Raw genomic sequence first — 25,950 nt, 5'->3', positions numbered from 1 at the left:
GTCAAACCGGATTGCGGCGCTTTGTGTGATGGAAACGCCAGTCCACAGAATGTCCCGTGTGCGACCTCTCCGACACCTTTGTGAGGTTGCGTGACCGAAGCGATTGGTCCACAAGGTCCTCACCTTCCCTGCCCGCGTTCAAACCGCACTTCGAGTCTCTCCGTGGTCGATCTCGCTTTCCAAGCTCTTCTCCTGCTGTTCATTGCCGCCTTCATCGCCGGCTTCATCGATTCCATTGCAGGTGGCGGCGGGCTGATCACCATTCCCGCCATGCTGATTGCGGGCATTCCGCCGTTGGAGACGCTTGGTACCAACAAGCTGCAGTCGATGTTCGGCGCCGGATCGGCCACCATCGCCTATGCTCGCAAGGGCCACGTGGACCTGAAGAAGCAGTTGCCGATGGCAGCCATGGCGGTGATCGGCGGTGCGCTGGGCGCCGTTGTCGCAAGCTTCGTTCCGGCCGCCGTTCTGCGGGCCTTCATGCCCTTTCTGCTGGTCGCAATCGCGCTCTATTTCGCGCTGAAGCCGAACCTGTCAGATATCGACCGCCACCAGCGCATGACACCCTTCGTGTTCGGACTGACCTTCGTGCCGATGATCGGCTTTTACGACGGCGTCTTCGGCCCGGGCACCGGTTCATTCTTCATGCTCGCCTTCGTCTCGCTTGCTGGCTTCGGCATGCTGAAGGCGACGGCCCATACGAAGCTCCTGAACTTCGGCTCGAATGTCGGCGCCTTCCTCGTCTTCGTCGCCGGCGGCGTCGTGCTCTGGAAGATCGGCTTTCTGATGGGCATCGGCCAGTTCCTCGGCGCCCAGACGGGGTCGCGGCTTGCAATGAAAAACGGTGCGCGTCTGATCAAGCCGCTGCTCGTCATCACTTGCGTGGCGCTCGCGATCCGGCTGCTCGCCGACCCGACCAACCCGATCCGGGTTTGGATGGGGGTCTGATCGATCAATACTCCACCCCGATCTGCGCCTTGATGCCGGAGCGGAACGGGTGCTTGACCAGTTCCATTTCCGTCACGAGATCGGCAAGCTCGATCAGCTCGTCCTTGGCATTGCGGCCGGTCAGCACGACATGGGTCATCGGGGGCTTTTCGGTCGCGAGGAATTCCAGCACCTCGGCAAGATCGATATAGTCGTAGCGAATGGCGATGTTGACCTCGTCGAGCAGGACCATGGAGTTGGCCGGATCGCGGATCAGTTCCTTGGCCTTTTCCCAGGCGGCCTTGGCCATCGCAATGTCGCGGGCCTTGTCCTGCGTCTCCCAGGTAAAGCCTTCGCCCATGGTGTGGAATTCGCAGAGATCGCTGAAGTGTCTCAGGATCAGATCGCGCTCGCCGGTCGACATCGCCCCCTTGATGAACTGGACCACGGCGCATTTCTTGCCGTGCGCAATGTGGCGGAAAATCATGCCGAAGGCGGCGGACGACTTGCCCTTGCCCTTGCCGGTATGAACGATGATCAGGCCCTTTTCACCGGTTTTGGTCGCCATGATCTTGTCGCGCGCGGCCTTTTTCTTGGCCATTTTCTCGGCGTGGCGGGCGAGATCAGCCTCGGCACTGTTGGTCGTTTCCTCGGTCATGTCGTACTCCCGGATGTATTAAATTCTTTTGCAAACCAGATGCGCTGCGGGGCGCCATTTTCACGGGCGTGATCTCGACAGGCGATCAAGAGACACCGCCCTCGCTCTTAGGCAGATCATCGACGATGGCCAACCAGTCGACGCGTTCATCCCAATGCCAGTGTTCGCGGATTGGGACGGAAAGCCCGGCATCGAGGCTCGCGACATAGAGATCGATATCGTCGGGGCGCCGATCGGTCTCGAAGGACATCGGCGACCCGCACTTGTTGCAAAAGCCGCGTCGCACCCCCGGTGATGAGGCATAGAAACTCAGGCTCTCGCCGCCAAGTTCGGTACCTTCGCGCGGCACGGTCAAAAAGGTGGTGACCGGTGACGAAGTGGCACGGCGGCAACTTTCGCAATGACAATGGCCGGAGGAGCGGACGAGGCCAGCCGCGCGAAATCGGACGCCACCACATAGGCAATGCCCGCTCAGAACAATTGCTCTTCCATTGTGAACGTCAGGCATGTCGCTCTCCTTCAACCATCTCAACAAGGGTGAACTTGGCGGAATTGCTCTTCGGCGTCCACAAGCCCCGCTCGATTGCCTCAATCAGGCGCTCGGCGAGCTCTTTCTGGGCCGGGGCATTTCTCTCGGCCATGAAGTCGCGCACGCGCTCATCCAGAATAAAGGCCTGGTAGACGGCTTCGAAATGATGGTCGCGGACGGCACCCGTCGTGGCCGCGAAGGCAAACATGTAATCGACCGTCGCGGTGATCTCGAAGGCCCCCTTGTAGCCGTGGCGCATCACGCCCTCGATCCATTTGGGATTGACCACGCGGGCGCGCACGACGCGACCGATCTCTTCCTCGAGGCTGCGGATCACGGGCTTTTCCGGCCGCGAATGGTCGTTGTGATAGACCTTGGGCCTGATGCCAGCGACATGTTCGATCGCCGCCGTCATGCCGCCCTCGAACTGGTAATAGTCGTCGCTGTCAAGCAAGTCGTGTTCGCGATTGTCCTGGTTCTGCACCACCGCCTGAACGGTGCGCAGGCGTTCCTCGAACAGGCCGCGCTCCGCCTTGCCCTCCTCGCCCGCGCCATAGGCGTAGCCGCCCCAGACGAGATAGCTTTCAGCCAGATCGGCGCGGTCCGTCCACCCCTTTTCGTCGATCAGGGCCTGCAGGCCGGCCCCGTAGGCGCCGGGTTTGGAGCCGAAGACGCGGTAACCGGCGCGGCGAGCGGCCTGCTTGTCGTCCAATCCCTCGCCTTTCAGCATCTCGGTTTCGGCCCGCACCCGGCCCGCGATCGGATTGTCGCCTTGGTCCTCGTCAAGCGCGGCCACCGCTCGCACCGCCTTGTCGAAGAGTGCGATCTGCTCCGGAAAGGCATCGCGGAAGAAGCCGGAGATGCGCAGCGTCACATCGACGCGCGGGCGGCCGAGGACCGCCATCGGGATCACCTCGAAGCCAGTGACACGGCGTGAGGCCATGTCCCAGAGCGGCTTGACGCCGATCAGCGCGAGGGCCTGCGCGATGTCATCGCCGCCGGTGCGCATGTTCGACGTGCCCCAGGCGGTGATGCCGAAGGAAACAGGCCATTCGCCATGGTCCTGGACGTAGCGCTGGATCAAGAGTTCTGCGGATTTCTTGCCGAGTTCGTAAGCCGCCGGTGTCGGCACGGCGCGGCTGTCGACGGAGTAAAAGTTTCGGCCCGTCGGCAGCACGTCCGGCCTTCCGCGCGTCGGCGCACCGGAGGGGCCGGGGGGCACGAACTGGCCGGCGAGGCCTTTCAGGAGGCCTTCGATTTCGGCGGGGCCGGATCTGACGACGGCGGGTTTCAGGCGGGTTTCGATTTCGGCGAGGACGGCTTTGGTGCGCGTCCAATCCTCGGGGCATTGGATATCGCCGGAGACGAGTTTCGCAGCGAGCAGCTCGATACGCTCGACAGTGTCGCCAGCCGTGCGCCAGGTGGCTTCGGTGAGATCGCCAAGGATTGCGGGTTTGGGCCCGGTCCAGGGATCGGACATTACGCAATCGCGGGGATCGAAGATCCGCCCCTCATGCGCCCTTCGGGCACCTTCTCCCCGCCCGCGGGGAGAAGGGGGCACGCCGCCGGCGGTGTCGTCCTTCTCCCCGTTTAACGGGGAGAAGGTGGCCGGCAGGCCGGATGAGGGGCCATAGCCCAAAACATCCCCCGCAATCGCCCGCTGCAGGCTGGCATCCCCACGTTCGCCCTGACCGCGCGGCACACGCGCCAGCGCGACGACGAGATCGGTGAGCAGACGCCCCTCGGGTGCCTTCCCGAAGATATGCAGCCCGTCTCGGATCTGCATTTCCTTGAGATCACAGAGATAGGCGTCGAGCTTTTCCAACGCCGTCTCGTCAGTTTCGCCCTTGGCGATGCCGGCATCCTGATCGAGCCCGATATCGGCGATCAGTTCCAGGATCTGCCTCTTCAGCAAAACCAGACGGCGCGGATCGCCGCCCGAGGCCTCGTAATACTCGTCGACCAGCGCCTCCAGGTCCTTCAGCGGTCCATAGCTTTCGGCCCGGGTCAAAGGCGGCGTCAGGTGGTCGATGATGACAGCGGAGGTGCGGCGCTTGGCCTGGGTGCCCTCGCCGGGATCGTTGACGATGAAGGGATAGAGATGCGGAAGCGGTCCGAACACCGCCTCCGGGAAACAGGTCTCCGACAGCGCCAGCGCCTTGCCCGGCAGCCATTCGAGATTGCCGTGTTTGCCCATGTGGATGATGGCCTGCGCGCCGAATTCCCGCCTCAAAAAGGCGTAGAAGGCGAGATAGCCATGCGGCGGCACGAGGTCCGGGGAATGATAGGTTTCCTTAGGGTCGATATTGTAGCCACGCGCCGGCTGGATGCCGATCATGAGCTTGCCGAAGCGCATCAGCGGCAGCGCGAAGGCACCGTCGAGATGGAAGGGATCGGACTCTGGTGCGCCCCAGCGGGCCGTGACGCGCTCCTGAACCTCTTTGGGAAGATCCTGAAAGAACTTTATGTAATCGCTGACGGAAAGGCGTTCGCGAATGACGCGCCCGTCATTTGCCGCATTCGTCGGCCCGGCCATCAAGGCCTGCATCAGCGCGTCGCCATCGGCAGGCAGATCGGCGACGTTGTAGCCTGCGTCGCGCATGGCGCGCATCACCTCGATCGTGCCAGCCGGGGTGTCCAGTCCGACGCCATTGCCTAGGCGGCCATCGCGGTTCGGGTAGTTGGCCATAACAAGCGCCACATGGCGGTCAGCGGGTCCCGTTGCCCGGAGTTTCGCCCAGTTTGTGGCGAGCTTGGCCAGGAAGCGCATGCGGCCGGCATCCGGCTCATGGCTCACAAGATTGGCCTCGACCCGCTCGTCGAAACGCGCCTTCGACTTGAAGGAGACGGCGCGAGTCAGGACCCGGCCATCGACCTCCGGCAGGGCAACGCTCATCGCCAGGTCCCGGGCGCTGAGGCCCTGGCTCGAACTCTCCCACGTGGCGCGGGGCGAGGACGAGAAGATCGCCTGCAGAACGACGGCGCCGGTCTCGTCGAGCAGGGTCGACGACTTCTCCGCGCCCGGGGTGGAGACGGCGAAGCCCGTCGTGTTGATGACCACCGCCGGCGGGAATCGCGTGAAGATTGCGCGGAGCGTATCGACCGAGACCTGGTCCTTGAGGCTGGACACGAAGACCGGCAGAGGAATGAGACCCTCGGCCTGCAAGGCTTCAACCATGGCCTCGACGGGCGCTGTCTCGCCGCTCTGGACGAGGGCGCGGTAGAAGCAGAGGGGGACGACAGCCGCAAGCCCCTCCCCCTTGTGGGGAGGGGTTGGGGAGGGGCTTACCCCCTCTGGCCTGCCGGCCATCTCCCCCACAAGGGGGGAGAGATGATGTGGCTCCGGTTGCCCCTCATCCGCCCTCCGGGCACCTTCTCCCCGTGAACGGGGAGAAGGGGGCACGCCACCAGCCGCGAAGCCGGTCTCCCTTGTGGGGGACATGGCCAACAGGCCAGAGGGGGGTGCCGGGAACGCAAGCCTTTCCCATTCCTCGACCCCGATCACGCCCCTGCCCGGCCACCAGATGCCGGCCTTCAGCAGGGGCCGCGCCGGTTCCGGGCGGTCCTCCCCGCGCAGCATAGCCTCGGCATAGGCGACAAAGGCCTCGGCATTCCCGGCCCCACCTTCGGTCAGATAGGTCCAGAGGGACTGGCGGTCGTCATCCGCGCAGGCCAGAAAAGGCAAAAGCCCCTCATCCGGCTTGTCATCGCCAGGCAGCACGACGATGACAGCACCATTGCGGCGGGCGCAGGCATGCAGCGCCTCCAGCGCATAATGGAAGTAGCTTGCCCCGCCCAGCGCCCTCACCACGATCAGCCGCGCATGGCGCGCCGTGCGCTCGATATAGGTATCGACCGACATCGGATGTTTCAGGCTCATCAGGCTGGCGAGCCGCCAGCGAAGCGCATGGTCGCCCCTCGCCTGCACGGCAGCGGCAATCGCCGCAAGCTCGGTGTCGGCCGCCGAGAGGAACAGCACGTCCCCGGGCGTCTGGCCAAGATCGATCGCCTCGTCGCCGTCGCTGATCGATCCCTTCTGGGCGAGAAGCAGGTGCATGGATCAGCCAGCCGCCGCCTGAACGTCTTCGACGACAGTGCCGAAATCCCATTCATGCAGGCCGATCACCACAAGCCGGGTCTCGCGCTTCTCGGCGCTCGTCCAGGGACGGTCGAAATAGGTGTCGATGCGGGTGCCGACGGCCTGGATGACAAGGCGCATCGGCTTGCCGGGCACGTCGATGAAGCCCTTGAGGCGCAGGATGTCGTGCTTTTCGATGACCGGCTTCAGTCGGTCGATGAACTCCGCCGGGTCCTTGATCGCGCCGAGCTTCAAAACGAAGCTCTCGAACTCGTCGTGGTCGTGATGGTGGTCGTGGTCTTCGCCGGAGGCATGCAGCGCCTCATGCTCCAGCTCGTGGTGCGACTTGCGGTTCTCGATGTCGTCCTCGGTGCTGGCACCAATGCCGAGCAGGACGAGCGACGGCACTTCGCCGTTTTTCGCCTCGATCATCGAGGGCTTGCGACTGGTGCGGCCGGTCACTTCGGCGCGCACGGCGGCGATGCCTTTTGCATCGAGCAGGTCGGTCTTGTTCAAGACGATCAGGTCGGCGCAGGTCAGCTGATCTTCGAACAGCTCTTCGATCGGGCTCTCATGGTCGAGATTGTCGTCTTCGGCGCGCTGGGCAGCGACCGCGTCATGGTCGTCGGCAAAACGGCCAGCAGCGACGGCAGCACTATCGACCACGGTGACGACGCCATCAACAGTGACGCGGGTGCGGATATCAGGCCAATTGAAGGCCGCGACCAGCGGCTGCGGCAATGCCAGTCCCGAGGTTTCGATGACGATATGGTCAGGCTTCACGTCGCGGTCGAGCAACTTCTGCATGGTCGGCACGAAATCGTCGGCGACCGTGCAGCAGATGCAGCCATTGGTCAGCTCGATGATGTCGTCCTCGGTGCAGTTCTCCGCGCCGCATCCCTTAAGCACGTCGCCATCAACGCCGAGATCACCGAATTCGTTGATGATCAGCGCGATCTTCTTGCCGCCGGCATTGGTCAGCATGTTGCGGATGATGGTGGTCTTGCCCGCCCCGAGAAAGCCGGTGATGACGGTGGCGGGGATTTTTTGCTGCAACATGGTTCAACCCTTCATTTTCAGCGGCAATCCGGCCGCAACGAAATAGACTTCAGCCGCTTGAGCGGCGATGGCTTGGTGGAGACGGCCGGCATGGTCGCGAAAGGCGCGGGCGATCTTGTTTTCGGGCACGATGCCGAGGCCGACTTCATTGGAGACGAAGATGACGGTGGCCTGGAAGTCTGCTAGCGCGGCCGCCAAGGCTGCACCGTCTGCATCGACGTGACGGCCCTCCTCCATCATCAGATTGGTGAGCCAGAGCGTCAGGCAATCGACAAGGATGACGCGATCGGGCTGGTCGAGCATCTTCAAGGCGCCCACGAGATCGAGCGGCTCCTCATGGGTCGTCCAGCCGTCATCGGCGCGGTCAGTCCTGTGGGTGGCGATTCGGGCGCGCATCTCGTCGTCCCAGGCATGGCCAGTCGCCAGGTAAAACCTGTCGAGACTGGTGTCGCGCGCCAATCCTTCGGCGAAGCGGGACTTGCCCGAGCGTGCGCCGCCGAGAACGAGAATGGATCGGGGACGAGATGCGGTCATTGCGCACCATCGCCCGTGCCCAGGCGCACAGGTGGTCTGTCACACGAGGACGCCGCATGATCCAGGTATGCAGAAGACCTTTGCACCAACGGCACAAGCCTTCTGCGAGACCGCAGGGGTCCGCATTCGTCAAACGTCGCCAAGACAACCTCCGTGTTGGCAACGGGGATTGCTCCCCAGGTGGGCACGATGCCCGTCACGGACGGCAGGTCTCCTGGCTCGCAGGTCGTGGCACAGTGTGCCAGCGGGCCTTCCTCGCCTTCCCGGAGTTGTTTCGCAACACGAAGAGGAGGACGATTCGTAGAAAAAGAGGCGTCCAACCCCGGCTGTTCGTGTCGCCACTCCAGTGGCTTTTCCCACCCGCTTCGACATCAGGCCGACCGCACCACGCGATCCGTCGCCATCGATCTCCACAGGCAGGATGGAAGACCCTCGCTGCAATACAGTCGCGGGGTCGGCTGCGTTCGGCTTGCCCGGCATGGGTCCAGGCCTTCGCATTCCCTTTTGCTCTCCGGGCGGCCTGTCTGCCGTCCGAAAACCATCCACGAGAAGGATTAGGCCCGAGGCTGGAGCAAGTCAATCACGCTGACGGCACCGGTCGGTCGAACAGCGCCGACCGACCGCATGGCCCCGCCACTTACAGCTTTGGCGTAAGACAATCCGTAGCAACGGTCGGATCGCAGCCGCCACCAAGGCGAACGGTGCCGCTGGCCCCCTGCTCGACGGTCGTACCGGGTTTCGGCGCCGACACAGGAAGGGTGGGCTGATCCGGATAAGCGGGCTTTTCCACTGTGGTGACCGGCAGCACCGGTGGCGCGGCCATCTCAACGGGTGTCGGCTTTGGGGCTGCGGGTGGGGTCGGCACGGCTGGGGCGGCGGCGAGTGCCGGTTTGACGGGAGCGGATCCTCCACTCATCAGGGGCGTGGCGAGAGGGGTCGGCGCGGAAACAATCTCCGGATCCGTTTTCAGCCGTGTGGACAGCGTCTTCGGTGCGGGCACACTGCGGACCAGGGGATGGGCGAGTGAGAAGTCGAACCGGATGCGGGCGGCGATTTCCTCGGCCAGTGCGCCACGGGCAAAGCGGGGATCGTCGGTCGGGGCGTTGACGACATATTTGCCCTCGGCAACGGGCTCACCCGTATCGACGGAGGTGGCTGTCACAGTGAAATGGGCGCGCTCCATCCGGCGCCTCGCGCCATCGCCGTGGTCGAGACGGTCGATCTTGACCATCAGCACGACCCGTTCCGCCCCTTGGGGTGGTCTCGTCGCGGCGATGGCGGCAGAAACTCGCGCATCCACACCGGCGATCAAGTCGAGCGGCAGACGCGCATCGGCGATGACCGTGACGTTGCGAACGTAATAGACCAGAGGTCTTGGAAACATGCGGGCCTGGATGCTCGCACAGGACGCCAGGCACAGGACGAGCCCAAACGCGATTGCGGTGCGCAGACTACGAGCTGACATGACGACTCCGGCGGTGATTCTGTCCGCCAGAGCATCAGTCATTCATGGTTAGTGCCGAGTTAACTTGCCGAGTCGAGGGCGGCGAACAGAGCGGCGGCTGCGGCGAATTCGGCGTAACGGGCCTCGCGGCGCGCTTCGGCCTCTTCGTCGCTGCCCCAGTGTTCGCTGGTCCAGTCTTCGTCGACATGGGCGAGCGACCACACCGTGTCGAGATCGAAGGCGCCCTCGGCGAAGGCGAGCGCGAGTACGGCCGAACCGGTCAGCGTGGTGACGACGTTAAGACAGGAGATCCGAAATGCGTCACGATAGGCTTCGAGTGCCTTTGCATATGCTGCAATTGCGGCCACTGGCTGTTCCTGATGCATCACGCCTTCGACGAGGATGAAGCGCGCCTGATGCGCCGTCGCCACCCAAGTCAGCACCGGATCCCAGTTTCTCGCCTGACGCTCGATCAGTTCCTTTGGCGCATCGGCCCGGTAGCATAGAAGGTCGGTGCCCGCAAAACGCACGATCTCGTCAAACACCTCGTCGAGGCTGTTGGCCACAGCGTCGATTGCCGTGTTGGCAAGCTTGGTGATCGGCATGGTTGCCGGATTGATGTGTTCGCCCTGCGCTGCCCATTCGGCCACCACCAATTCTGCGGCCTCGCGCGTCGGCAGGGTCAAGGTGTTCTTGGCCGGCGTCTTCACGGCCTTTCCGTCGAGCAGGATTGAGAAACCCTCCTGCGCTTCCGCAATCGCGGCCTCCTGATAGAAGCGCTTCGGCAGCGGGCGCTTCATCTGGATCTGGGCGCGGCGCACCGGGTCCTCGTGGCTGTGCTCGGGGATGAAAGTGCCGAAGATGTCCTTGTCGAGCTCGTCGCGCATGAGGTGCTCCTAGTGAATGTAGGCGAGAAGGTCGGCTGGCCGCTCAACCACGGCATCGGCCCCTGCCTTCCAGAGATCGTCGATGGCCGCATAACCCCAGGCGACACCGATGGCGGTGGCACCTGCCGCTTTCGCCATCTGCATGTCATAGACGGCGTCGCCAATGACGATGGTTTCCTGCGGCACGATGCCAGCTTCGTCGCAGCATTCGCTGACCATCGCCGGATGCGGTTTGGAAGGGCAGTCGTCCGCCGTGCGGCAGAAGAGGAAATGGGGTTTTAGTCCATGGCCTTCAAGGATCATCTCCAGACCCCGGCGTGATTTGCCGGTGACGGCGCCCAGCCAGACATCTTCGCGGGCGATCAGGGCGTCGAGGACCCCTCGGATGCCGTCAAACATGGTTTCGCCGAAACCGGAGGTGCGACGCACCTCTGCGAAGATCGCCTTGTAGTGTGCGGCCATGGCAACCGCCTCGTCATCGGCATGAGGCTTGCCGTCCATGCGGGCAATCGCGATGTCGAGGGTCAGGCCGATAATCGACTTGGTCGTGGCAAAGGCCGGTTCGGGCTTCTTGAAGTCGCGGAAAGTATGGCGCATGACCTCGTGGATCAGCCCCGCGCTGTCGACCAGCGTGCCGTCGCAATCGAACAGTACAAGCTTCATTCGGTGTCCCTGTCACCATCGCGCTGGTCGAAGCCCAGTAGGTTCCAGCTCTGCACCATGTGCGGCGACAGAGGAGCGGTCACCTTCAGCCGGCCGCCACTGGGATGCGGCAGGTCTATATAGCGCGCATGCAGGTGCAGGCGCTTCTGGATGCCGCCGGGAAAATCCCAGTTGTGGTCGTCGATGAAGTATTTGGGGTCGCCGATGATCGGATGACCGATATGGAGCGCGTGCACGCGCAGCTGGTGGGTACGGCCCGTATAGGGCTCCATCTCCAGCCAGGCGAGGTTCTGGGCCGCCGTATCGATCACACGGTAGTAGGTCACGGCGTGATCAGCGCCCTCTTCGCCATGCTTGCAGACACGCATGCGGTCGCCTTCGTCGGTCTGGTCCTTGGTGAGCCAGGTCGATATCTTGTCCTCGTGCTTGCGCGGAACGCCCTTTACCAGGGACCAGTAGATCTTCTTGGTATCGCGCTCTCGGAAGGCGGCCGTCAGCTTCTGGGCGGCGCCGCGCGTGCGGGCGACGACGAGCACGCCGGAGGTGTCGCGGTCGAGGCGATGCACGAGACGCGGTTTCTCGCCCTTCTTGCTGGTCCAGGCTTCGAGCATCTGATCGATATGGCGATTGAGACCCGAGCCGCCCTGCACGGCGAGCCCTGCCGGCTTGTTGAGAACGAAGACCTTCTCGTCCTCGTGCAGCAGCATGCGCGACAGAAGTTCATGGTCGTCGCCATGCTTCAGGTCGTGGCTCGACATCGGTCCTGTCTTTTTGGCATCGACTTCCATCGGGGGAATCCGCACAACCTGACCGGGCTGGACGCGGGCATCAGTCTTGACGCGGCCACCATCGACACGGACCTGGCCGGAGCGCAACAGTTTCTGCAGGGCGCCGAAGCCGAGACCGGGATAATGGATCTTGAACCAGCGGTCGAGGCGCATGCCGGCCTCGTCTGCCTCCACGGTGATATGTTCGATGCCAGCCATCTGGGTTCTTTCATTCTGCAAGCGGGCAGAGCCCTTTGTCCGGAGCCTTTAGTTGATTTCGGGCCGGAAGGGAAAGCAGAAATGAAACTGGTGCCTGAGAACAGGCTCCAGCCCGGGCGCAGCCGGGCAAAGGAGGGCCTCAGGCCTTTGCTGCTATACGAAAGTCCTCAACGAAAGCGGCGAGTGCCTCCCAGTCGGTGAATTCGTGGTTACGGCTGACGTCGGTTGGCGCGTTCTCCTGACCGGCCAGTCGTTTCATCATCCAGCGCTTGAAGAAATCATAATCGCTGTAGCGCAACGCGCCGGCTGCGTGGTGCACCAGACCGGGTACCCAGCCGGTCTCGGACAGCAGGCCGTCAGGGAAGTGCCGTGCCTCTTCACGCTCCTCCTCCAGTTCACTGCGGATCAGCAGCGTGACAGAGACGAAGGCAGACGGCACGCTGTTCAGCCACGATGCCTCCTGACGAACGAAAGCGACGAAGGAGGCGGGATATCGTGCCGCATGGATCGGCGCGCAGAGGATCGCAGCTTCGGGATGGCCGATGGCATATTCGCCGCCAAGGCCGATATCGTACAGCATGGCCCTGTCTCCGGCCGCCTCTATGTCCGCCGCAATCTTTTCGGCGATGCTGCGCGACTGGCCTTCTACGGTCGCATATCCGACAAGAATGATCATGGCTCGCTCCTTCAAGTGGGGATCGGCCAGATATTACCAGACCCTCTCGGCGACGCCTTGATCTGCCGCAAAAGCACCCGGTCGACACCTCCACTAACGAGGATTTTTTCCGCGAAAGATTTATTCAAATTTTCTTATTCGACTTAAAGGTGCATAGATATCCGTGGTTTATTCTAATGTCATTATGTAACTGCGGAACACGCCCATGACACAGGTTGTCACAGTCTCTGCCAATACCGCCGCTTATGCGATGGAGCCGATCAAGCCGCCGCAGCGGGTGTCGCGCGCCTCCTATGTCGAGGACCACACCCGGGTGCTGGCCGAAAAGGCTGCGCGAGGCGACGACCTGCGCCTGCGCGCACTGGTGAGCGTCGTGCAGCCCCCAGCTCTCGCGCTCTATTTTCTGACGTCAAGCCAACAGCGTTTAGAGCAAGCGACGCTGAAGGATACGATCGAGGCTTACAAAAACTCGGTCGCCTGACCCCCACAGCCTCATGAATGCGAAGAACCGCGACCTTTGCCGGCCGCGGTTTTTGTTGTTTCAGACTGTATTCTTTGAATCACTTGGCCTTGGCCGGACCGACCGGCAACACCACGTCGACATTACCGGCCTTCTCGAAGGTCAGGGTGACCTTTACCGTCTGACCTTCCTGGAAGGGGCGCGCGACCTTGAAGAACATCATGTGCAGGCCGCCGGGCGTGAGCTCAACGGTCTGACCGGCCGGAACGGGAACGCCGTCCGGCAGCTGGCGCATCTTCATGACGTCGCCCTGCATGATCATCTCATGCAATTGCACTTCGCCAGCGCGGTCCGACGTCGCGGAAACGAGCCTGTCGTCTGCGCTGCCCTTGTTTGTGATGGTGACGAAGCCTCCACCGACCGGCTGCCCCGGCAGCATAGCCTTGATAAAGCCCGCAGTCAGTTCGAGATCGCCCACGGTCACGGCTTCGAAGCCGCCCGGATCCATGGCTGCCATATGATCACCATGCCCGGCATGGGCGTCGTGTCCGGCATGGCCAGCATGCCCGGCGGCCGCCTGATCCCCATGCCCCCCATGCCCGGCATGGGCATCGGCTGCTGCTTGCACCAGTTGCAGCACAGGTGCAGGCTCTTTCAGGTCATGGGGGTTCTGTCCAGCAGCCGGAATCTCTTCCCACGAGACCTTGCCGTCGGTACCGCAGAGCTGCTCGGTCGGGAATGCAAGGCCCGTCGCCGGATCACCGGCGGCTACCTTTCCGTAGACGGTGAAGGTATCGTAAAACTCATCCGGCAGGTTGCCATTCTTGAAGCGGATTTCAACCGGGCCAGACTTCACGTCCTTGCCGTGATTGTCATAGCTCTTCTGGTAGTCCCCCTGGATGACCTCGATATCCCAGCCAGACTTGACCATGGGCTTAGCGGCTATGAAGCCTTCGGGCAGCTTGATGCGGACTTCGTTGGTCGCCTTGCCGTCGCAGCCATGCGGGACCTGCAGGGTGGCGGCAACATAAGAGCCGATCGCCACCGGTCCGTTGGCAAAGGTGGCATGAGCAAGGGCGGAGCTGGTCGAGCCAAGGGCGACGAGGCTGGTGGCAACAATCAATCGGGTGTTCATGGTCATTCTCCGTACCGCGGCGTTCACGACCTGCGGCGTTGTCGATTCGTTTAAACTGCTTCGAACAATCAGGCGGAGAGTGGTGGCCCGCGCTGGCGCGGACGATCGAGCGCGTAAGCGGAACGCATAGGCGGTTCCGGCGGCGTGATGTTGCCGAGGCTTGCAAAGTTGCTGAGGAGCCAGGCATGACCGGCCGGGGGCGGCAGAAGAACAGCTCCGGCAAGTCGGCAGGCCTCACAGTCGCCGGAGACGTTTGCGTGTTTCTGGCCCTGATCGGCAATGCAGAGATCGGCAAATGTGCCGTCGGGCAGGCTGTAGGCGACCGAGAGCACATCCGTCGCAATCGCTGCCGGGCTGCGATGGGCAAAGCCGACCGACACGAAGACGATGGCGCAGAATATGCGCAGGATCGTCATCCGTGTCGTGAGCGTCTGCTTCATCGTCTTCCTCGTTCGATCCGTGCTTTATCGCGATGCATGGTCCAAGCCAAGCGGCGAGATGACGCGGGAAACGATCTTCTCCTTCGGATTTGCGCCAACGCAAACAGCTTGGCCATGCGACAAATATTTGCTCGCAAGCGACGCGGCCTCTTGCCAAGCCCCCATGTCGGCGGATAATGCCGACATGACCTTGTTGGGAGAAACCGGTTCAATCCGGAGCCGAAGGAGCAACCGCCCCGGAAACTCTCAGGCAAAAGGACCACAAGGCGTCGACTGCACTCTGGAGAGAGGCCCGTTTCCAAAGCGGACCAAGCCGAAGGGATAACAATCTCAGGCACAAGGACAGAGGGGGCTCATGAACCGGCACAACCGTGCCCAGACTTGAGCAAGCGCGCGAGCGCGAAACCCGGAGGCGACGTCTTGGACGAACAGACCCAACTGAAACGCACCCCCCTTTACGATTTCCACGTGTCGCTCGGTGCCAAAATGGTGCCCTTTGCCGGTTACGACATGCCGGTTCAGTATCCGGCCGGCGTGTTGAAGGAACACCTTCACACCCGCGCCGCCGCCGGTCTCTTCGACGTCTCCCACATGGGGCAGGTCGAACTCGTCGCCGCCTCCGGCACTTACGAGGACGCGGCGAAAGCGTTGGAAACACTCGTTCCCGTCGATATCCTTGGTCTCAAGGATGGTCGCCAGCGCTATGGCTTCCTTACCGACGACCACGGCGGCATTCTCGATGACCTGATGATCTCCCGCCTCGGCGAACGCCTGCTTGTCGTGGTCAATGCCGGCTGCAAGGATGCCGACATCGCCCATATGCTGGCAAAGCTCCCGGCCGGCGTTCAGGTTCTCGTGCATGACGACCGCGCGCTGCTCGCCCTGCAGGGGCCGAAGGCGGAAGCCGTTCTGGCGACCCTCAACCCCGATGTCACCGCCATGAAGTTCATGGATGTTCGCGAGCTTGCCCTGGGCGACATCCCTGCCCTCGTCTCGCGCACCGGCTATTCCGGCGAAGACGGTTTCGAAATCTCGGTGCCCGCCTCTCGTGCGACGGAACTCGCCAAGGCGCTGCTCGATCAGCCGGAGTGTCAGCCCATTGGTCTCGGCGCCCGTGATTCGCTGCGTCTTGAAGCCGGCCTCTGCCTCTATGGCAACGACATCGACACGACGACGTCGCCGGTCGAAGCCTCGATCGAATGGGGCATCCAGAAGGTCCGCCGCTTAGGCGGCGCCCGCGAAGGCGGCTTTCCGGGTGCTCAGCGCATCCTTGGTGAACTGGAGAATGGTGTTTCCCGCCGCCGCGTCGGCCTGAAGCCGGAGGGCAAGGCCCCGGTGCGCCCGCCGGCCAAGCTGTTTTCCGATGCCGAGGGCAAGACCGAGATCGGTCACGTTTCCTCCGGCGGCTTCGGGCCGAGCGTCGAGAGCCCTGTTGCCATGGGTTACGTGCCGACCGCCATGGCCGAACCTGGCACCCAGGTTTTTGCGGAAGTGCGCGGCAAGTTCTTGGTCCTGACCGTCACCGCCCTTCCCTTCATTACTCCCACTTACAAACGCTAAAAAATCTCCGGAGAGAACCATGCTGAAATTCACCCCCGAACACGAATGGCTGAAGATCGAAGGCGATATCGCCACCGTCGGCATTACCACCCATGCCGCCGGCCAGCTCGGCGATCTCGTCTTCGTCGAACTGCCGGATGAAGGCACCAGCTTCAAGAAGGACGCAGGTGCCGCGACGGTTGAAAGCGTCAAGGCAGCGTCTGACGTCTACTGCCCGCTCGATGGCGAAGTGGTCGAGATCAACCAGGCGATCGTGGACGACCCGTCGCTGGTCAATTCCGATCCGGAAGGTGCCGCCTGGTTCTTCAAGCTGAAGCTCGCCAATCCCGCTGACGCCGACGCCCTGCTCGACGAGGCCGCCTACAAGGAGCTGATCGCCTGATGACGACAGAATTCCAGTTCACCGACTACGATCCTTACGACTTCGCCAACCGACGCCATATCGGCCCCTCGCCGGCCGAAATGACGGATATGCTGAAGGTGATCGGCTACCACTCGCTTGACGAGTTGATCGACGCCACCGTCCCGGGCTCGATCCGCCAGCAGGTGCCGCTCACCTGGGGTGCGGCGATGACCGAGCGCGAGGCGCTCGACAAGCTGCGCGAGACGGCGAACAAGAACAAGGTCCTGACCTCGCTGATTGGCCAGGGCTATTACGGCACCATCACGCCGCCGGTCATCCAGCGCAACATCCTGGAAAACCCGGCCTGGTATACGGCCTATACGCCCTACCAGCCGGAAATCTCTCAAGGCCGTCTCGAGGCGCTTCTGAACTACCAGACCATGGTGACGGATCTCACCGGTCTCGACGTTGCCAACGCCTCGCTTCTCGATGAGGCCACTGCCGCCGCAGAAGCCATGGCGCTCTGCCAGCGCAGCGCCAAGACCAAGGCGACCGGCTTCTTCGTCGACAAGGACTGCCATCCGCAAACCATCGCCGTCATCCAGACCCGTGCCGAGCCGCTCGGCTGGACCGTCACCGTCGGCGACCCATTCACCGATCTCGACCCGACGGAAGTCTTCGGCGCAATCTTCCAGTATCCGGGCACGCATGGCCATGTGCGCGACTTCTCGGGCCTGATCGCCCGCTTGCACCAGACCGGCGCGCTCGCCGCCGTCGCTGCCGATATTCTCGCCCTGCTGCTTTTGAAGTCGCCCGGGGAAATGGGCGCCGATATCGCCATCGGCTCGACCCAACGCTTCGGCGTGCCCATGGGGTATGGCGGCCCGCATGCGGCCTATATGGCGGTCAAGGATGCAATAAAGCGCTCCATGCCCGGCCGCCTTGTCGGCGTCTCCGTCGATGCCCGCGGCAACCGCGCCTATCGCCTGTCGCTGCAGACCCGCGAACAGCATATCCGCCGCGAAAAGGCGACGTCGAACATCTGCACCGCGCAGGTGCTGCTCGCCGTCATGGCCTCGATGTATGCCGTCTTCCACGGACCGCAAGGTTTGAAGGCGATCGCTCAGCAGGTCCATCGCAAGACGGTGCTGCTGGCAAAGGGACTGGAAAAACTCGGCTACACGATTGAGCCGGAAACCTTCTTCGACACGATCACCGTCGAAGTGGGCCATATGCAGGGCCTCGTCATGCGCGCGGCTGTTGCGGAAGGTGTGAACCTGCGCAAGGTCGGCGAGACCAAGGTTGGCATTGCGCTCGACGAGCGCACCCTACCGGCGACACTTGAGGCCGTCTGGCGTGCCTTTGGTGGCAAGTTCAAGGTCTCGGAGTTCGAGGCCGATTACCGCCTGCCCAAGGATCTCCTGCGGACCAGCGATTACCTGACGCATCCGATCTTCCACATGAACCGTGCGGAAAGCGAGATGACCCGCTATATCCGCAGGCTCTCGGACCGCGACCTGGCGCTCGACCGCGCCATGATCCCGCTCGGCTCGTGCACGATGAAGCTGAACGCGACGGCGGAAATGCTGCCCATCACCTGGCCGGAATTCTCCGACATCCATCCCTTCGTTCCCGCCGACCAGGCGCTGGGCTACAAGGAGATGATCGACGACCTCTCGGAAAAGCTCTGCGCAGTCACCGGCTATGACGCGATCTCGATGCAGCCGAATTCGGGTGCCCAGGGGGAATATGCCGGACTTCTGACGATCCGCGCCTATCACCTTGCCCGGGGTGACGCGCATCGCACGGTTTGCCTGATCCCGACCTCGGCGCATGGCACCAACCCGGCGTCTGCCCAGATGGTCGGCATGACGGTCGTGCCGGTGAAGTCGAAGGACAACGGCGACGTCGATCTCGACGACTTCCGCGCCAAGGCCGAAGAACATGCGGCAAACCTCTCCTGCTGCATGATCACCTATCCCTCGACGCATGGTGTCTTCGAGGAGACGGTGCGCGAGATCTGCGAGATCACCCACCAGCATGGTGGCCAGGTCTATCTCGACGGGGCCAACATGAACGCCATGGTCGGCGTCGCCCGTCCCGGCGACATCGGCTCCGACGTCTCCCACCTCAACCTGCACAAGACCTTTTGCATCCCGCATGGCGGCGGTGGTCCGGGCATGGGTCCGATCGGCGTGAAAGCGCATCTCGCCCCTTACCTGCCGGGCCATGTCGTGACCGACGGTCGTCCGGGTGCGGTCTCGGCTGGTCCCTATGGTTCGCCGTCGATCCTGCCGATCAGCTGGTCCTACTGCCTGATGATGGGTGGCGAAGGTCTGATCCAGGCCACCAAGGTCGCGATCCTCAACGCCAATTACATCGCAGCACGGCTGAAGGGCGCCTATGACGTGCTCTATACGTCGGCCTCGGGTCGCGTGGCGCATGAATGCATCATCGACACCCGTCCGCTCCAGACTTCGGCCGGTGTGACCGTCGATGACGTCGCCAAGCGCCTGATCGACTGCGGCTTCCACGCGCCGACCATGAGCTGGCCGGTTGCGGGCACGCTGATGATCGAGCCGACCGAGTCGGAGACAAAGGCCGAGATCGACCGTTTCTGCGATGCGATGCTGGCGATCCGCGAGGAAGCCCGCGACATCGAGGAAGGCCGGATGGACAAGGTCAACAATCCACTGAAGAACGCACCGCATACGGTGGAAGACCTGGTCGGTGAATGGACCCGTCCCTATAGCCGCGAACAGGCCTGCTATCCGCCCGGCGCCTTCCGGGTCGACAAATACTGGTCCTCGGTAAACCGCGTCGACAATGTCTACGGCGACCGCAATCTGGTGTGCACCTGCCCTCCAATGGAATCTTACGCGGAAGCTGCCGAGTAACGCCTTGGTATCGACACAGGAACGCCGCCGTTTAGGCGGCGTTCTCATTTGTTGTGAGCGAGTGAAAACCTCTGTGATGGAACGTAATGCGGTCCTGCCCGTTCTTCCCGGTGTCCAACACAGGAGAACAGATATGCGCAATACTCTCATCTTCGCTGGTGCAGCGGCCCTGATGACGCTCGCAGCGTCGGCCCATGCGCAGGAAACTGTGATCATCCAGCAGGCCCCGGTCGCCACGCAGTCGACCATCGTCGTGCCGGCACCGGTCGAGACCTATGTCATGCAGCGCCAGGTGCAGTCCGTGCCTTATGAAGGCGACGTGCTGATCGGTCGCGTCATCGAGGATCCGGTCGAACTCTATCCGGTCGACGGTTACGAGAACTATTCCTACACGGTCGTCAATGACCGTCGCGTGATCGTCGACCCGCAGACGCGCCAGATCATCCAGATCATCGAGTAAAGATGACACTTGAGGACAACGAGGAAGCCCGGCACGGCGTGTCGGGCTTTTGCTTGGCCATCGCAAACCGGGCGCAGTTCTTGGCCATGCCCCAAAGTGGGACATCGCCCCCACGCCTGCAAAATCCTCGACAACCATGGATCTTCAGCATTCGCTTACATGCTGTCCATATGGTGGATATGGATCTTCACTAGTTCGAGACATTGCAATGAGCCTTTCCGCCGTCATGGGAATTTCGCTGTCGGGCATGCAAGCTCAGCAGACGCGGGCGACGGCGACGGCGAATAATGTCGCCAATGCGATGACACCCGGCTATGACCGGCTGGAAACGACCTTCTCCTCGGAAGCGACCGGTGGCGTCCGGGCATCCGTCTCCCCCACCGGTGACAAAACATTTGATGAGATGTCGAATGTCGATCTCGCCCAGGAGGCTGTGGCCTTGGCTGAAAGCGAAATCGGCTTCAAGGCCAATGCCAGCGTATGGGAAACCGGCGCGGACATGTGGGACGTGCTGATGAGCATCAAGCGCGACTGACGCTTCGGCGTTTGCCAATTGGCGGTCCCGTTCGCCGTGGGCAAGCCCGACAGCCTCAAGCCCAACAATTTATCGCTGCGACTAACACCAAGTCACTCACCGAATGAAAGGCCGGCACGGCCGGCCTCCCTGCATTCGTGTCAGCCTTCGTCGTCGCCACCGTCATCAGAGCCGCCACCGTCATCAGAGCCGCCATCGTCGGCTCCACCATCGTCCGCTCCGCCGTCGTCCGCGCCGTCGTCGCCTGCATCGTCGGCGCCGTCATCCGCGCCGTCGTCGGCCTGGTCGACCTCGTCATTGTTGTCGTCGGCCATTTCGTCGCCTTCCGCGTCTTCAGCCGTACCCTCGTCAAGATCGGATTCAGCGGTATCCTCGACCTCTTCATAGGTCACTTCCTCGGTCTCCTCATAGGAAACTTCAGAGTATTCCTCGGTCACCGACAGCTCTTCCGTGGTGATCTCGGTGTAGCTCTCGTAGACGCTCATCTCAATGACATAGCCATAGACATAGGTGAGATCGACAAAGTGTTTACCCTTGGTGCCGGCCGCCGTGGCGGTCACGCCTGGCGCGAGCTTCACGATAGTCAGGCCGATGATTTCGGCGCTATAGCCGTCGACGGCGAGGATCGCCTCGTTGCCGGCCTCGTCCGATACATGGAGGAAATAGACCTGCGCCTTGCGGCGGCTGTCGAGCACCTTCAGGCCCTTCTTCTCCAGCGCCGTCACAATGAAATGTGCCGAGCGCATTTTGTGTGAATGACCGGCAGCGTGGCCGTAGGTCGGGATTGCGAGATAGGCAAAGGTCAACTGTGCGGCAATCATCGATGCCGAGAGTATCTTGCGCATGCGTGTGGTGGTCCCCAGGGGTCTTTCGACAGGCCAGCCGATCCCCTTCATCCGCTGGCCACGAGACCATGACCAAGGCACTCGGGCAAAGTCAAAGCTGGAGCAGCCTGATGGCTGATACCACCAATAAAGGTTCAGAATCTCAAGCCGTTAGAACTTCTTACCACACGCACCGGCTGACGCTTGAACGCAGCCACAAGCACAGATGTCAGGCGGAGGCCGTCTCGCGCTGGCGGGCCAGTTCGGCCAGATCTGCGGCTTTCAGTTCCACCGATTCGCCGCAGCCACAGGCCGAGGTCTGGTTCGGATTGTGGAAGGTAAAGCCGGAGCGTAGGGTCGTGGTCTCGAAGCCCATTTCCGTCCCGAGGAGATAAAGCACAGCGGCCGGGTCGATCCACACCGTCGCGCCTTCCCGCTCGATGCGGTCGTCCTTCGGGTTCGGCTCGCGCACCAGATCGATGGTGTATTCCATCCCGGCACAGCCACCCTTCTTGATGCCCACCCTGATACCCTTGGCATCGGGGCCAGAATTCTCGACGATCGCCTTGACGCGTGCGGCAGCCGCATCGCTCAGCGTCATTACCTGAAAGCCCATCGGCACAGTCTCCATCAACGACCGGGTTCAAGGTCCGGCGTTTTACCCGACCAATGTAAGGGACGCGCCTTAAGGGTTCAATAGCTTACGCGCTGCCATACGGTTCTCCGAGAGCACGATCGCGGGTATCGAAACTGGCTATGGTCAATCCGTGGGCAAAACTCGCAGAGTCAAAAAACCTGGCTTTTATCAGTCTCTTGCCACGACGCCTGACATTGCGCCCTACTTGATGACGATCAAAAATGACGCAGTGCACAGCGGCATCCGATCGAAACGCAGGCAAAAGGCGGTGATTTCGCGCAAAATTTTGACCATCCGGTAAAATATTCTGCAACCACCTAACCAAGCCCTTGTTTCCATACGATTTTCCAATCTGGCACGCCGGTTGCTTATCTCTCTGCGAACCAAATGCGGCGCCCGGCGCGCCTCCAGAAGCGGAGAACAGATATGGAAATCGGCGTCTTTATCCCGATCGGCAACAATGGCTGGCTGTTGTCGGAGAATGCCCCGCAATACAAGCCGACTTTTGAACTCAACAAGGCGATCACGCTCAAAGCCGAATCCTACGGCTTCGACTTTGCACTTTCGATGATCAAGCTGCGCGGCTTCGGCGGCAAGACGGAGTTCTGGGACTATAATCTCGAGAGCTTCACGCTGATGGCCGGCCTTGCCGCCGTCACGTCGAAGATCAAGCTCTTCGGTACGGCTGCGACCCTGATCATGCCACCGGCTATCATTGCGCGCATGGCCACCACAATCGATTCGATCTCCGGCGGGCGCTTCGGCGTCAATCTCGTCACCGGCTGGCAGCGGCCCGAATACAGCCAGATGGGTCTCTGGCCCGGCGACGACTATTTCTCCGACCGCTACGAATATCTCAGCGAATACACGACCGTCCTCAAAGACCTGCTGATGACAGGCCAGTCCGACCTCAAGGGCAAGCACTTCCAGATGGATGATTGCCGGATGAAGCCGATCCCGGAAGGGGACGTAAAGCTGATCTGCGCAGGCTCCTCCAATGCCGGCATGGATTTTTCCGCGAAGTTTGCCGACTACAGTTTCTGCTTCGGCGTCGGCGTCAATACGCCCAAGGCCTTCGCCCCGACCAATGAACGGCTGCTCGCCGCGACCGCAAAGACCGGTCGCGAGGTGCGCTCCTTCGTCCTGACCATGGTGATCGCCGAAGAGACGACCGAAGAAGCCTTCGCCAAATGGGAACACTACAAGGCGGGCGCCGACGAGGAAGCCATCCAATGGCTCGGCCTGCAGAGTGCTGCCGACACCAAGTCCGGCTCCGACACCAATGTGCGGCACATGGCGAACCCGGTGTCTGCCGTCAACATCAACATGGGCACGCTGATCGGTTCCTATGCGGAAGTCGCCGCCATGCTCGACGAAATGAGCGAAGTGCCCGGCACCGGCGGCGTGATGCTGACCTTCGACGATTTCCTCGAAGGCATCGAGAAGTTCGGCAAATATGTGCAGCCGCTGATGAAGAGCCGCGCTCATGTGAACCAGATGCTGGAGGCCGCCGAATGAGCGAGGCCGTTGTTGCAGGCTACCAGCCACGCCCGGAACTGACGAAGAGCGTCACGCTGCCGGCCCGGCCCGAGCCGATCACGCTGAAGCCGTCGGAGACGGCCGTCGTCGTCGTCGACATGCAGAATGCCTATTCGACGGAAGGCGGTTACGTCGATCTCGCCGGCTTCGACATTTCGGGCGCCAAAGGCACGATTGCAAACATCAAAAAGACGCTCGATGCAGCACGCGAAGCAGGCGTTCTGGTCCTCTATTTCCAGAACGGCTGGGATCCTGACTATGTCGAGGCCGGCGGCCCCGGCTCGCCCAACTGGCACAAGTCGAATGCGCTCAAAACCATGCGCAAGCGGCCGGAACTGCAGGGCAAGCTGCTTGCCAAGGGCACCTGGGACTATGCCATCGTCGACGAATTGCAGCCGAAGCCCGGTGACATCCTGGTGCCGAAGAGCCGCTACTCCGGCTTCTTCAATACAAACATGGACTCGGTGCTGCGCGCCCGCGGCATCCGCAACCTCGTCTTCGTCGGCATTGCCACCAATGTCTGCGTCGAAAGCTCGCTGCGCGATGCCTTCCATCTCGAATATTTCGGCGTGATGCTCGAGGACGCAACCCATCACCTCGGCCCCGACTTCATCCAGCAGGCGACCGTCTACAATGTCGAAAAGTTCTTCGGCTGGGTGGCGACCGTCAACGACTTCTGCGGTGCGATCGGTCAGGCAGCACCTGCCGACGCGGCCGAATGATCATCACCATTCCAACATTGCCACATCGAACCAGGAGAGTGTGAGAATGCCCAAGACCATCGTCGTTCCGGAAGGCACCCAGAAGCCGATCGCCCCCTATTCGCCCGGCACCCTTGCCGATGGCATCCTCTATGTCTCGGGAACCCTTCCCTTCGACAAGAACAATGACGTCGTGCATGTCGGCGACGCGGCCGCCCAGACGCGCCATGTGCTGGAAACCATCAAGTCCGTCATCGAGACCGCCGGCGGCACGATGGACGACGTGACCATGAACCACATCTTCGTCACTGACTGGGCCAACTATCAGGCCGTCAACAAGGTCTATGCGGAATACTTCCCCGGCGACAAGCCGGCGCGGTATTGCGTGCAATGCGGGTTGGTGAAGCCGGATGCGCTGGTCGAAATCGCGACGGTCGCGCATATCGGGAAGACGTGAGGGAAAGCCTAGCCCCTCATCCCCTGCCGGGACCTTCTCCCCGCAAGCGGGGAGAAGAGACCTTCACGCAATCGCCTGCACCTGGGCTTCCCCTGCACAAAGGGCGGCCATCCCCTCTCCCCGCCTGCGGGGAGAGGGTCAGGGTGAGGGGCAAAGCCAGAGCAAACACGCATGCATTACGACATCCACGGCCTGACCTCCTCCGATGCGCCGACCATCCTGCTCTCGTCGGGCCTCGGCGGCTCTGGCGGCTATTGGGCACCGCAGATCCCTGCCTTCTCGGAGCGTTTCCGCGTCATCACCTATGACCATCGCGGCTGCGGAAAGACGGGTGGCTCAGTCCCCGAAGTCGGCGGCATCGGAGCCATGGCGGACGACGTTCTCGACATCGTCGAGACGCTGAAGCTCAAGAGTTTTCATTTCATGGGCCATGCTCTGGGTGGCCTGATCGGGCTTGATCTGGCGCTGCGCCGGCCGGAGTTGATCGAAAGCCAGGTGCTGATCAATGCGTGGAGCAAGGCGGATCCGCATTCCGGACGTTGCTTCGACGTACGCATCGCGCTCCTCGAAAACGCCGGTGTCGAGGCCTTCGTTAAGGCACAGCCGCTCTTCCTCTATCCGGCCATCTACATGGCTGAGAACCCCGCGAAGATGGCGGCGGAAGAGGCCCATGCGCTCGCCCATTTCCAGGGTCGCGACAATATCCTGCGCCGGATTGCAGCACTGCGGGCCTTCGATCTCGACGACCGCCTCGGCGAGATCCAGACGCCGACGCTTGTCATCGCCACGCGTGACGACCTGCTCGTGCCGTATTCGCGATCACTGCGCCTCGCAGACGGCCTGCCGAACGCAAATCTTGTGCTCACCGTCGCCGGCGGACATGCCGTCAACGTCACCTATCCGCAAACATTCAATAGCGCGGTCCTCGACTTCCTGTCGGGCGTCGAACGCGCGTGAAAGGACCTGCCATGCTGGCCACGAAGACCATCGCCCCCTTTGCCCCCGCACCGGACAGCGTCTCGCCTGAGAAAAGTGCCGCCTATCGCAATGGCATGGCCCGCCTCGCCGCCGCCGTCACCATCGTCACCACCGACGGCCCCGGCGGTCGCGCCGGCTTTGCGGCAACTGCGGTTACCAGCGTTTCGGACAATCCGCCGACGCTGCTCGTCTGCCTCAACAAAGGGTCTTCCGCCTATCCTGCCGTCAGCGCCAACGGCTTCATCACGGTCAACGCGCTCTCGGCCGAACACGAGCCCGTCAGCCGGCTCTTCGGCGGCAAGACACCCGTGGACGAGCGCTTCGCTGCCGCCACCTGGGAGCCGACGGCATCAGGCACGCCGCGCCTCGTCGATGCGCTCGTTTCCTTTGAATGCCGGATCACGGAAGTGCATGACGGCAGTACGCATGACGTGCTGTTCTGCGAGGTTCTCGACGTCACCACCCGCGAGGACGGCCAGGCGCTCGTCTATTTCGACCGGGGCTATCGGACAGTCTAAACATCTGTCCTTAAACGCAAAACGG

Annotated in this window: 26 protein-coding genes and 2 riboswitches; of the genes, 12 read left to right on the top strand and 14 right to left on the bottom strand. The window is 62.2% G+C overall.

Annotated elements, in window-relative coordinates; genetic code table 11:
* Positions 1 to 162: 162 nt before the first annotated feature.
* Positions 163 to 948, top strand: a complete 786-nt coding sequence (locus FJQ55_RS09030; protein ID WP_140827314.1) for a TSUP family transporter — start codon at positions 163 to 165, stop codon at positions 946 to 948.
* A 4-nt stretch (positions 949 to 952) separates the two neighbouring features.
* On the opposite strand, the gene cobO is transcribed toward FJQ55_RS09030, so the two are convergent.
* The 10 genes from cobO to FJQ55_RS08980 all read right to left on the bottom strand — a co-directional run bounded on the left by cobO (position 953) and on the right by FJQ55_RS08980 (position 12,441).
* The gene (gene cobO / locus FJQ55_RS09025; protein WP_140827312.1) at positions 953 to 1,585 is read right to left on the bottom strand and encodes a cob(I)yrinic acid a,c-diamide adenosyltransferase; all 633 of its coding nucleotides are present in this window, start codon (positions 1,583 to 1,585) and stop codon (positions 953 to 955) included.
* Positions 1,586 to 1,670: 85 nt separating this feature from the next.
* Positions 1,671 to 2,093: a GFA family protein gene (locus FJQ55_RS09020; RefSeq protein WP_140827310.1), complete on the bottom strand. Its 423-nt coding sequence runs from the start codon at positions 2,091 to 2,093 to the stop codon at positions 1,671 to 1,673.
* Positions 2,086 to 6,171: a cobaltochelatase subunit CobN gene (cobN, locus tag FJQ55_RS09015; protein WP_140827307.1), complete on the bottom strand. Its 4,086-nt coding sequence runs from the start codon at positions 6,169 to 6,171 to the stop codon at positions 2,086 to 2,088. Before cobN ends, FJQ55_RS09020 begins: the two co-directional genes overlap by 8 nt.
* Positions 6,172 to 6,174: 3 nt before the next feature.
* On the bottom strand, positions 6,175 to 7,251 hold the full coding sequence (cobW, locus tag FJQ55_RS09010) for a cobalamin biosynthesis protein CobW (RefSeq protein ID WP_140827304.1): 1,077 nt from the start codon (positions 7,249 to 7,251) through the stop codon (positions 6,175 to 6,177).
* Positions 7,252 to 7,254: 3 nt separating this feature from the next.
* On the bottom strand, positions 7,255 to 7,785 hold the full coding sequence (cobU, locus tag FJQ55_RS09005; protein ID WP_140827301.1) for a bifunctional adenosylcobinamide kinase/adenosylcobinamide-phosphate guanylyltransferase: 531 nt from the start codon (positions 7,783 to 7,785) through the stop codon (positions 7,255 to 7,257).
* Between the two features lie 187 nt (positions 7,786 to 7,972).
* Positions 7,973 to 8,343: riboswitch (cobalamin riboswitch) on the bottom strand.
* A 79-nt stretch (positions 8,344 to 8,422) separates the two neighbouring features.
* Positions 8,423 to 9,250, bottom strand: coding sequence for a hypothetical protein (locus FJQ55_RS09000; protein ID WP_140827299.1), 828 nt, complete (start codon positions 9,248 to 9,250; stop codon positions 8,423 to 8,425).
* A gap of 59 nt (positions 9,251 to 9,309) precedes the next feature.
* Positions 9,310 to 10,116 carry an ATP12 family chaperone protein gene (locus FJQ55_RS08995; protein ID WP_140827297.1) on the bottom strand — a complete coding sequence of 269 codons (807 nt, stop codon included), beginning with the start codon at positions 10,114 to 10,116 and terminating at the stop codon, positions 9,310 to 9,312.
* A gap of 9 nt (positions 10,117 to 10,125) precedes the next feature.
* The gene (locus tag FJQ55_RS08990) at positions 10,126 to 10,779 is read right to left on the bottom strand and encodes an HAD-IA family hydrolase (protein ID WP_140827294.1); all 654 of its coding nucleotides are present in this window, start codon (positions 10,777 to 10,779) and stop codon (positions 10,126 to 10,128) included.
* Positions 10,776 to 11,765, bottom strand: coding sequence for an RluA family pseudouridine synthase (locus tag FJQ55_RS08985; RefSeq protein WP_140827291.1), 990 nt, complete (start codon positions 11,763 to 11,765; stop codon positions 10,776 to 10,778). Before FJQ55_RS08985 ends, FJQ55_RS08990 begins: the two co-directional genes overlap by 4 nt.
* A 139-nt stretch (positions 11,766 to 11,904) precedes the next feature.
* The gene (locus tag FJQ55_RS08980) at positions 11,905 to 12,441 is read right to left on the bottom strand and encodes a flavodoxin domain-containing protein (RefSeq protein WP_140827289.1); all 537 of its coding nucleotides are present in this window, start codon (positions 12,439 to 12,441) and stop codon (positions 11,905 to 11,907) included.
* A gap of 205 nt (positions 12,442 to 12,646) precedes the next feature.
* Between FJQ55_RS08980 and FJQ55_RS08975 the strand changes: the two genes are divergently transcribed.
* Positions 12,647 to 12,922, top strand: a complete 276-nt coding sequence (locus FJQ55_RS08975; protein ID WP_140827286.1) for a hypothetical protein — start codon at positions 12,647 to 12,649, stop codon at positions 12,920 to 12,922.
* 79 nt (positions 12,923 to 13,001) lie between these two features.
* Here FJQ55_RS08975 and FJQ55_RS08970 read toward each other — a convergent pair whose 3' ends face one another.
* The gene (locus FJQ55_RS08970) at positions 13,002 to 14,036 is read right to left on the bottom strand and encodes a copper chaperone PCu(A)C domain-containing protein (protein WP_140827284.1); all 1,035 of its coding nucleotides are present in this window, start codon (positions 14,034 to 14,036) and stop codon (positions 13,002 to 13,004) included.
* 68 nt (positions 14,037 to 14,104) lie between these two features.
* Positions 14,105 to 14,476: a hypothetical protein gene (locus FJQ55_RS08965; protein ID WP_140827281.1), complete on the bottom strand. Its 372-nt coding sequence runs from the start codon at positions 14,474 to 14,476 to the stop codon at positions 14,105 to 14,107.
* 184 nt (positions 14,477 to 14,660) lie between these two features.
* Positions 14,661 to 14,748, top strand: a riboswitch (glycine riboswitch).
* A 148-nt stretch (positions 14,749 to 14,896) separates the two neighbouring features.
* Between FJQ55_RS08965 and gcvT the strand changes: the two genes are divergently transcribed.
* The 5 genes from gcvT (at position 14,897) to FJQ55_RS08940 (ending at position 20,271) form a co-directional block, all read left to right on the top strand.
* The gene (gene gcvT, locus FJQ55_RS08960; protein WP_140827279.1) at positions 14,897 to 16,036 is read left to right on the top strand and encodes a glycine cleavage system aminomethyltransferase GcvT; all 1,140 of its coding nucleotides are present in this window, start codon (positions 14,897 to 14,899) and stop codon (positions 16,034 to 16,036) included.
* A 19-nt stretch (positions 16,037 to 16,055) separates the two neighbouring features.
* Positions 16,056 to 16,418 (top strand): glycine cleavage system protein GcvH, encoded by a 363-nt coding sequence (gcvH, locus tag FJQ55_RS08955; RefSeq protein ID WP_140827278.1) that lies wholly within the window; start codon positions 16,056 to 16,058, stop codon positions 16,416 to 16,418.
* Positions 16,418 to 19,276, top strand: coding sequence for an aminomethyl-transferring glycine dehydrogenase (gene gcvP / locus FJQ55_RS08950; RefSeq protein WP_140827277.1), 2,859 nt, complete (start codon positions 16,418 to 16,420; stop codon positions 19,274 to 19,276). The genes gcvH and gcvP overlap by 1 nt, the downstream gene beginning before the upstream one ends.
* A gap of 133 nt (positions 19,277 to 19,409) precedes the next feature.
* On the top strand, positions 19,410 to 19,736 hold the full coding sequence (locus tag FJQ55_RS08945) for a DUF1236 domain-containing protein (RefSeq protein ID WP_140827276.1): 327 nt from the start codon (positions 19,410 to 19,412) through the stop codon (positions 19,734 to 19,736).
* Between the two features lie 208 nt (positions 19,737 to 19,944).
* A complete protein-coding gene (locus FJQ55_RS08940) occupies positions 19,945 to 20,271 on the top strand; it encodes a flagellar basal body protein (RefSeq protein WP_140827274.1) in 327 nt (108 codons plus the stop codon).
* 140 nt (positions 20,272 to 20,411) lie between these two features.
* On the opposite strand, the gene FJQ55_RS23530 is transcribed toward FJQ55_RS08940, so the two are convergent.
* Both FJQ55_RS23530 and sufA read right to left on the bottom strand, forming a co-directional pair.
* Positions 20,412 to 21,116: a hypothetical protein gene (locus FJQ55_RS23530; protein ID WP_208758188.1), complete on the bottom strand. Its 705-nt coding sequence runs from the start codon at positions 21,114 to 21,116 to the stop codon at positions 20,412 to 20,414.
* 208 nt (positions 21,117 to 21,324) lie between these two features.
* Positions 21,325 to 21,711, bottom strand: a complete 387-nt coding sequence (gene sufA, locus FJQ55_RS08930; RefSeq protein ID WP_140827273.1) for a Fe-S cluster assembly scaffold SufA — start codon at positions 21,709 to 21,711, stop codon at positions 21,325 to 21,327.
* A 447-nt stretch (positions 21,712 to 22,158) separates the two neighbouring features.
* Between sufA and rutA the strand changes: the two genes are divergently transcribed.
* From rutA to FJQ55_RS08905, 5 genes are all read left to right on the top strand, one after another.
* Positions 22,159 to 23,250, top strand: a complete 1,092-nt coding sequence (gene rutA, locus FJQ55_RS08925) for a pyrimidine utilization protein A (RefSeq protein ID WP_140827272.1) — start codon at positions 22,159 to 22,161, stop codon at positions 23,248 to 23,250.
* Positions 23,247 to 23,993, top strand: a complete 747-nt coding sequence (rutB, locus tag FJQ55_RS08920; RefSeq protein WP_140827271.1) for a pyrimidine utilization protein B — start codon at positions 23,247 to 23,249, stop codon at positions 23,991 to 23,993. The genes rutA and rutB overlap by 4 nt, the downstream gene beginning before the upstream one ends.
* Before the next feature lie 46 nt (positions 23,994 to 24,039).
* Positions 24,040 to 24,429 (top strand): pyrimidine utilization protein C, encoded by a 390-nt coding sequence (gene rutC, locus FJQ55_RS08915; protein ID WP_140827270.1) that lies wholly within the window; start codon positions 24,040 to 24,042, stop codon positions 24,427 to 24,429.
* 171 nt (positions 24,430 to 24,600) lie between these two features.
* On the top strand, positions 24,601 to 25,386 hold the full coding sequence (gene rutD / locus FJQ55_RS08910) for a pyrimidine utilization protein D (protein WP_140827268.1): 786 nt from the start codon (positions 24,601 to 24,603) through the stop codon (positions 25,384 to 25,386).
* Between the two features lie 11 nt (positions 25,387 to 25,397).
* Positions 25,398 to 25,925 (top strand): flavin reductase, encoded by a 528-nt coding sequence (locus FJQ55_RS08905; RefSeq protein ID WP_140827267.1) that lies wholly within the window; start codon positions 25,398 to 25,400, stop codon positions 25,923 to 25,925.
* Positions 25,926 to 25,950 lie beyond the last annotated feature (25 nt).

This window comes from Rhizobium glycinendophyticum (genome assembly GCF_006443685.1).
GTDB classification, from domain to species: domain Bacteria; phylum Pseudomonadota; class Alphaproteobacteria; order Rhizobiales; family Rhizobiaceae; genus Allorhizobium; species Allorhizobium glycinendophyticum.
Note: the sequence above shows the minus strand (reverse complement) of the source record. Positions and strands in the feature narration are given on the sequence as shown.

Coding starts and splice junctions, on each gene's coding strand:
- cobO (WP_140827312.1), bottom strand. CDS start 1,585: ATGACCGAGGAAACGACCAACAGTGCCGAGGCTGATCTCGCCCGCCAC.
- FJQ55_RS09020 (WP_140827310.1), bottom strand. CDS start 2,093: ATGCCTGACGTTCACAATGGAAGAGCAATTGTTCTGAGCGGGCATTGC.
- cobN (WP_140827307.1), bottom strand. CDS start 6,171: ATGCACCTGCTTCTCGCCCAGAAGGGATCGATCAGCGACGGCGACGAG.
- cobW (WP_140827304.1), bottom strand. CDS start 7,251: ATGTTGCAGCAAAAAATCCCCGCCACCGTCATCACCGGCTTTCTCGGG.
- cobU (WP_140827301.1), bottom strand. CDS start 7,785: ATGACCGCATCTCGTCCCCGATCCATTCTCGTTCTCGGCGGCGCACGC.
- FJQ55_RS09000 (WP_140827299.1), bottom strand. CDS start 9,250: ATGTCAGCTCGTAGTCTGCGCACCGCAATCGCGTTTGGGCTCGTCCTG.
- FJQ55_RS08995 (WP_140827297.1), bottom strand. CDS start 10,116: ATGCGCGACGAGCTCGACAAGGACATCTTCGGCACTTTCATCCCCGAG.
- FJQ55_RS08990 (WP_140827294.1), bottom strand. CDS start 10,779: ATGAAGCTTGTACTGTTCGATTGCGACGGCACGCTGGTCGACAGCGCG.
- FJQ55_RS08985 (WP_140827291.1), bottom strand. CDS start 11,765: ATGGCTGGCATCGAACATATCACCGTGGAGGCAGACGAGGCCGGCATG.
- FJQ55_RS08980 (WP_140827289.1), bottom strand. CDS start 12,441: ATGATCATTCTTGTCGGATATGCGACCGTAGAAGGCCAGTCGCGCAGC.
- FJQ55_RS08975 (WP_140827286.1), top strand. CDS start 12,647: ATGACACAGGTTGTCACAGTCTCTGCCAATACCGCCGCTTATGCGATG.
- FJQ55_RS08970 (WP_140827284.1), bottom strand. CDS start 14,036: ATGAACACCCGATTGATTGTTGCCACCAGCCTCGTCGCCCTTGGCTCG.
- FJQ55_RS08965 (WP_140827281.1), bottom strand. CDS start 14,476: ATGAAGCAGACGCTCACGACACGGATGACGATCCTGCGCATATTCTGC.
- gcvH (WP_140827278.1), top strand. CDS start 16,056: ATGCTGAAATTCACCCCCGAACACGAATGGCTGAAGATCGAAGGCGAT.
- gcvP (WP_140827277.1), top strand. CDS start 16,418: ATGACGACAGAATTCCAGTTCACCGACTACGATCCTTACGACTTCGCC.
- FJQ55_RS08945 (WP_140827276.1), top strand. CDS start 19,410: ATGCGCAATACTCTCATCTTCGCTGGTGCAGCGGCCCTGATGACGCTC.
- FJQ55_RS08940 (WP_140827274.1), top strand. CDS start 19,945: ATGAGCCTTTCCGCCGTCATGGGAATTTCGCTGTCGGGCATGCAAGCT.
- FJQ55_RS23530 (WP_208758188.1), bottom strand. CDS start 21,116: ATGCGCAAGATACTCTCGGCATCGATGATTGCCGCACAGTTGACCTTT.
- sufA (WP_140827273.1), bottom strand. CDS start 21,711: ATGGGCTTTCAGGTAATGACGCTGAGCGATGCGGCTGCCGCACGCGTC.
- rutA (WP_140827272.1), top strand. CDS start 22,159: ATGGAAATCGGCGTCTTTATCCCGATCGGCAACAATGGCTGGCTGTTG.
- rutB (WP_140827271.1), top strand. CDS start 23,247: ATGAGCGAGGCCGTTGTTGCAGGCTACCAGCCACGCCCGGAACTGACG.
- rutC (WP_140827270.1), top strand. CDS start 24,040: ATGCCCAAGACCATCGTCGTTCCGGAAGGCACCCAGAAGCCGATCGCC.
- rutD (WP_140827268.1), top strand. CDS start 24,601: ATGCATTACGACATCCACGGCCTGACCTCCTCCGATGCGCCGACCATC.
- FJQ55_RS08905 (WP_140827267.1), top strand. CDS start 25,398: ATGCTGGCCACGAAGACCATCGCCCCCTTTGCCCCCGCACCGGACAGC.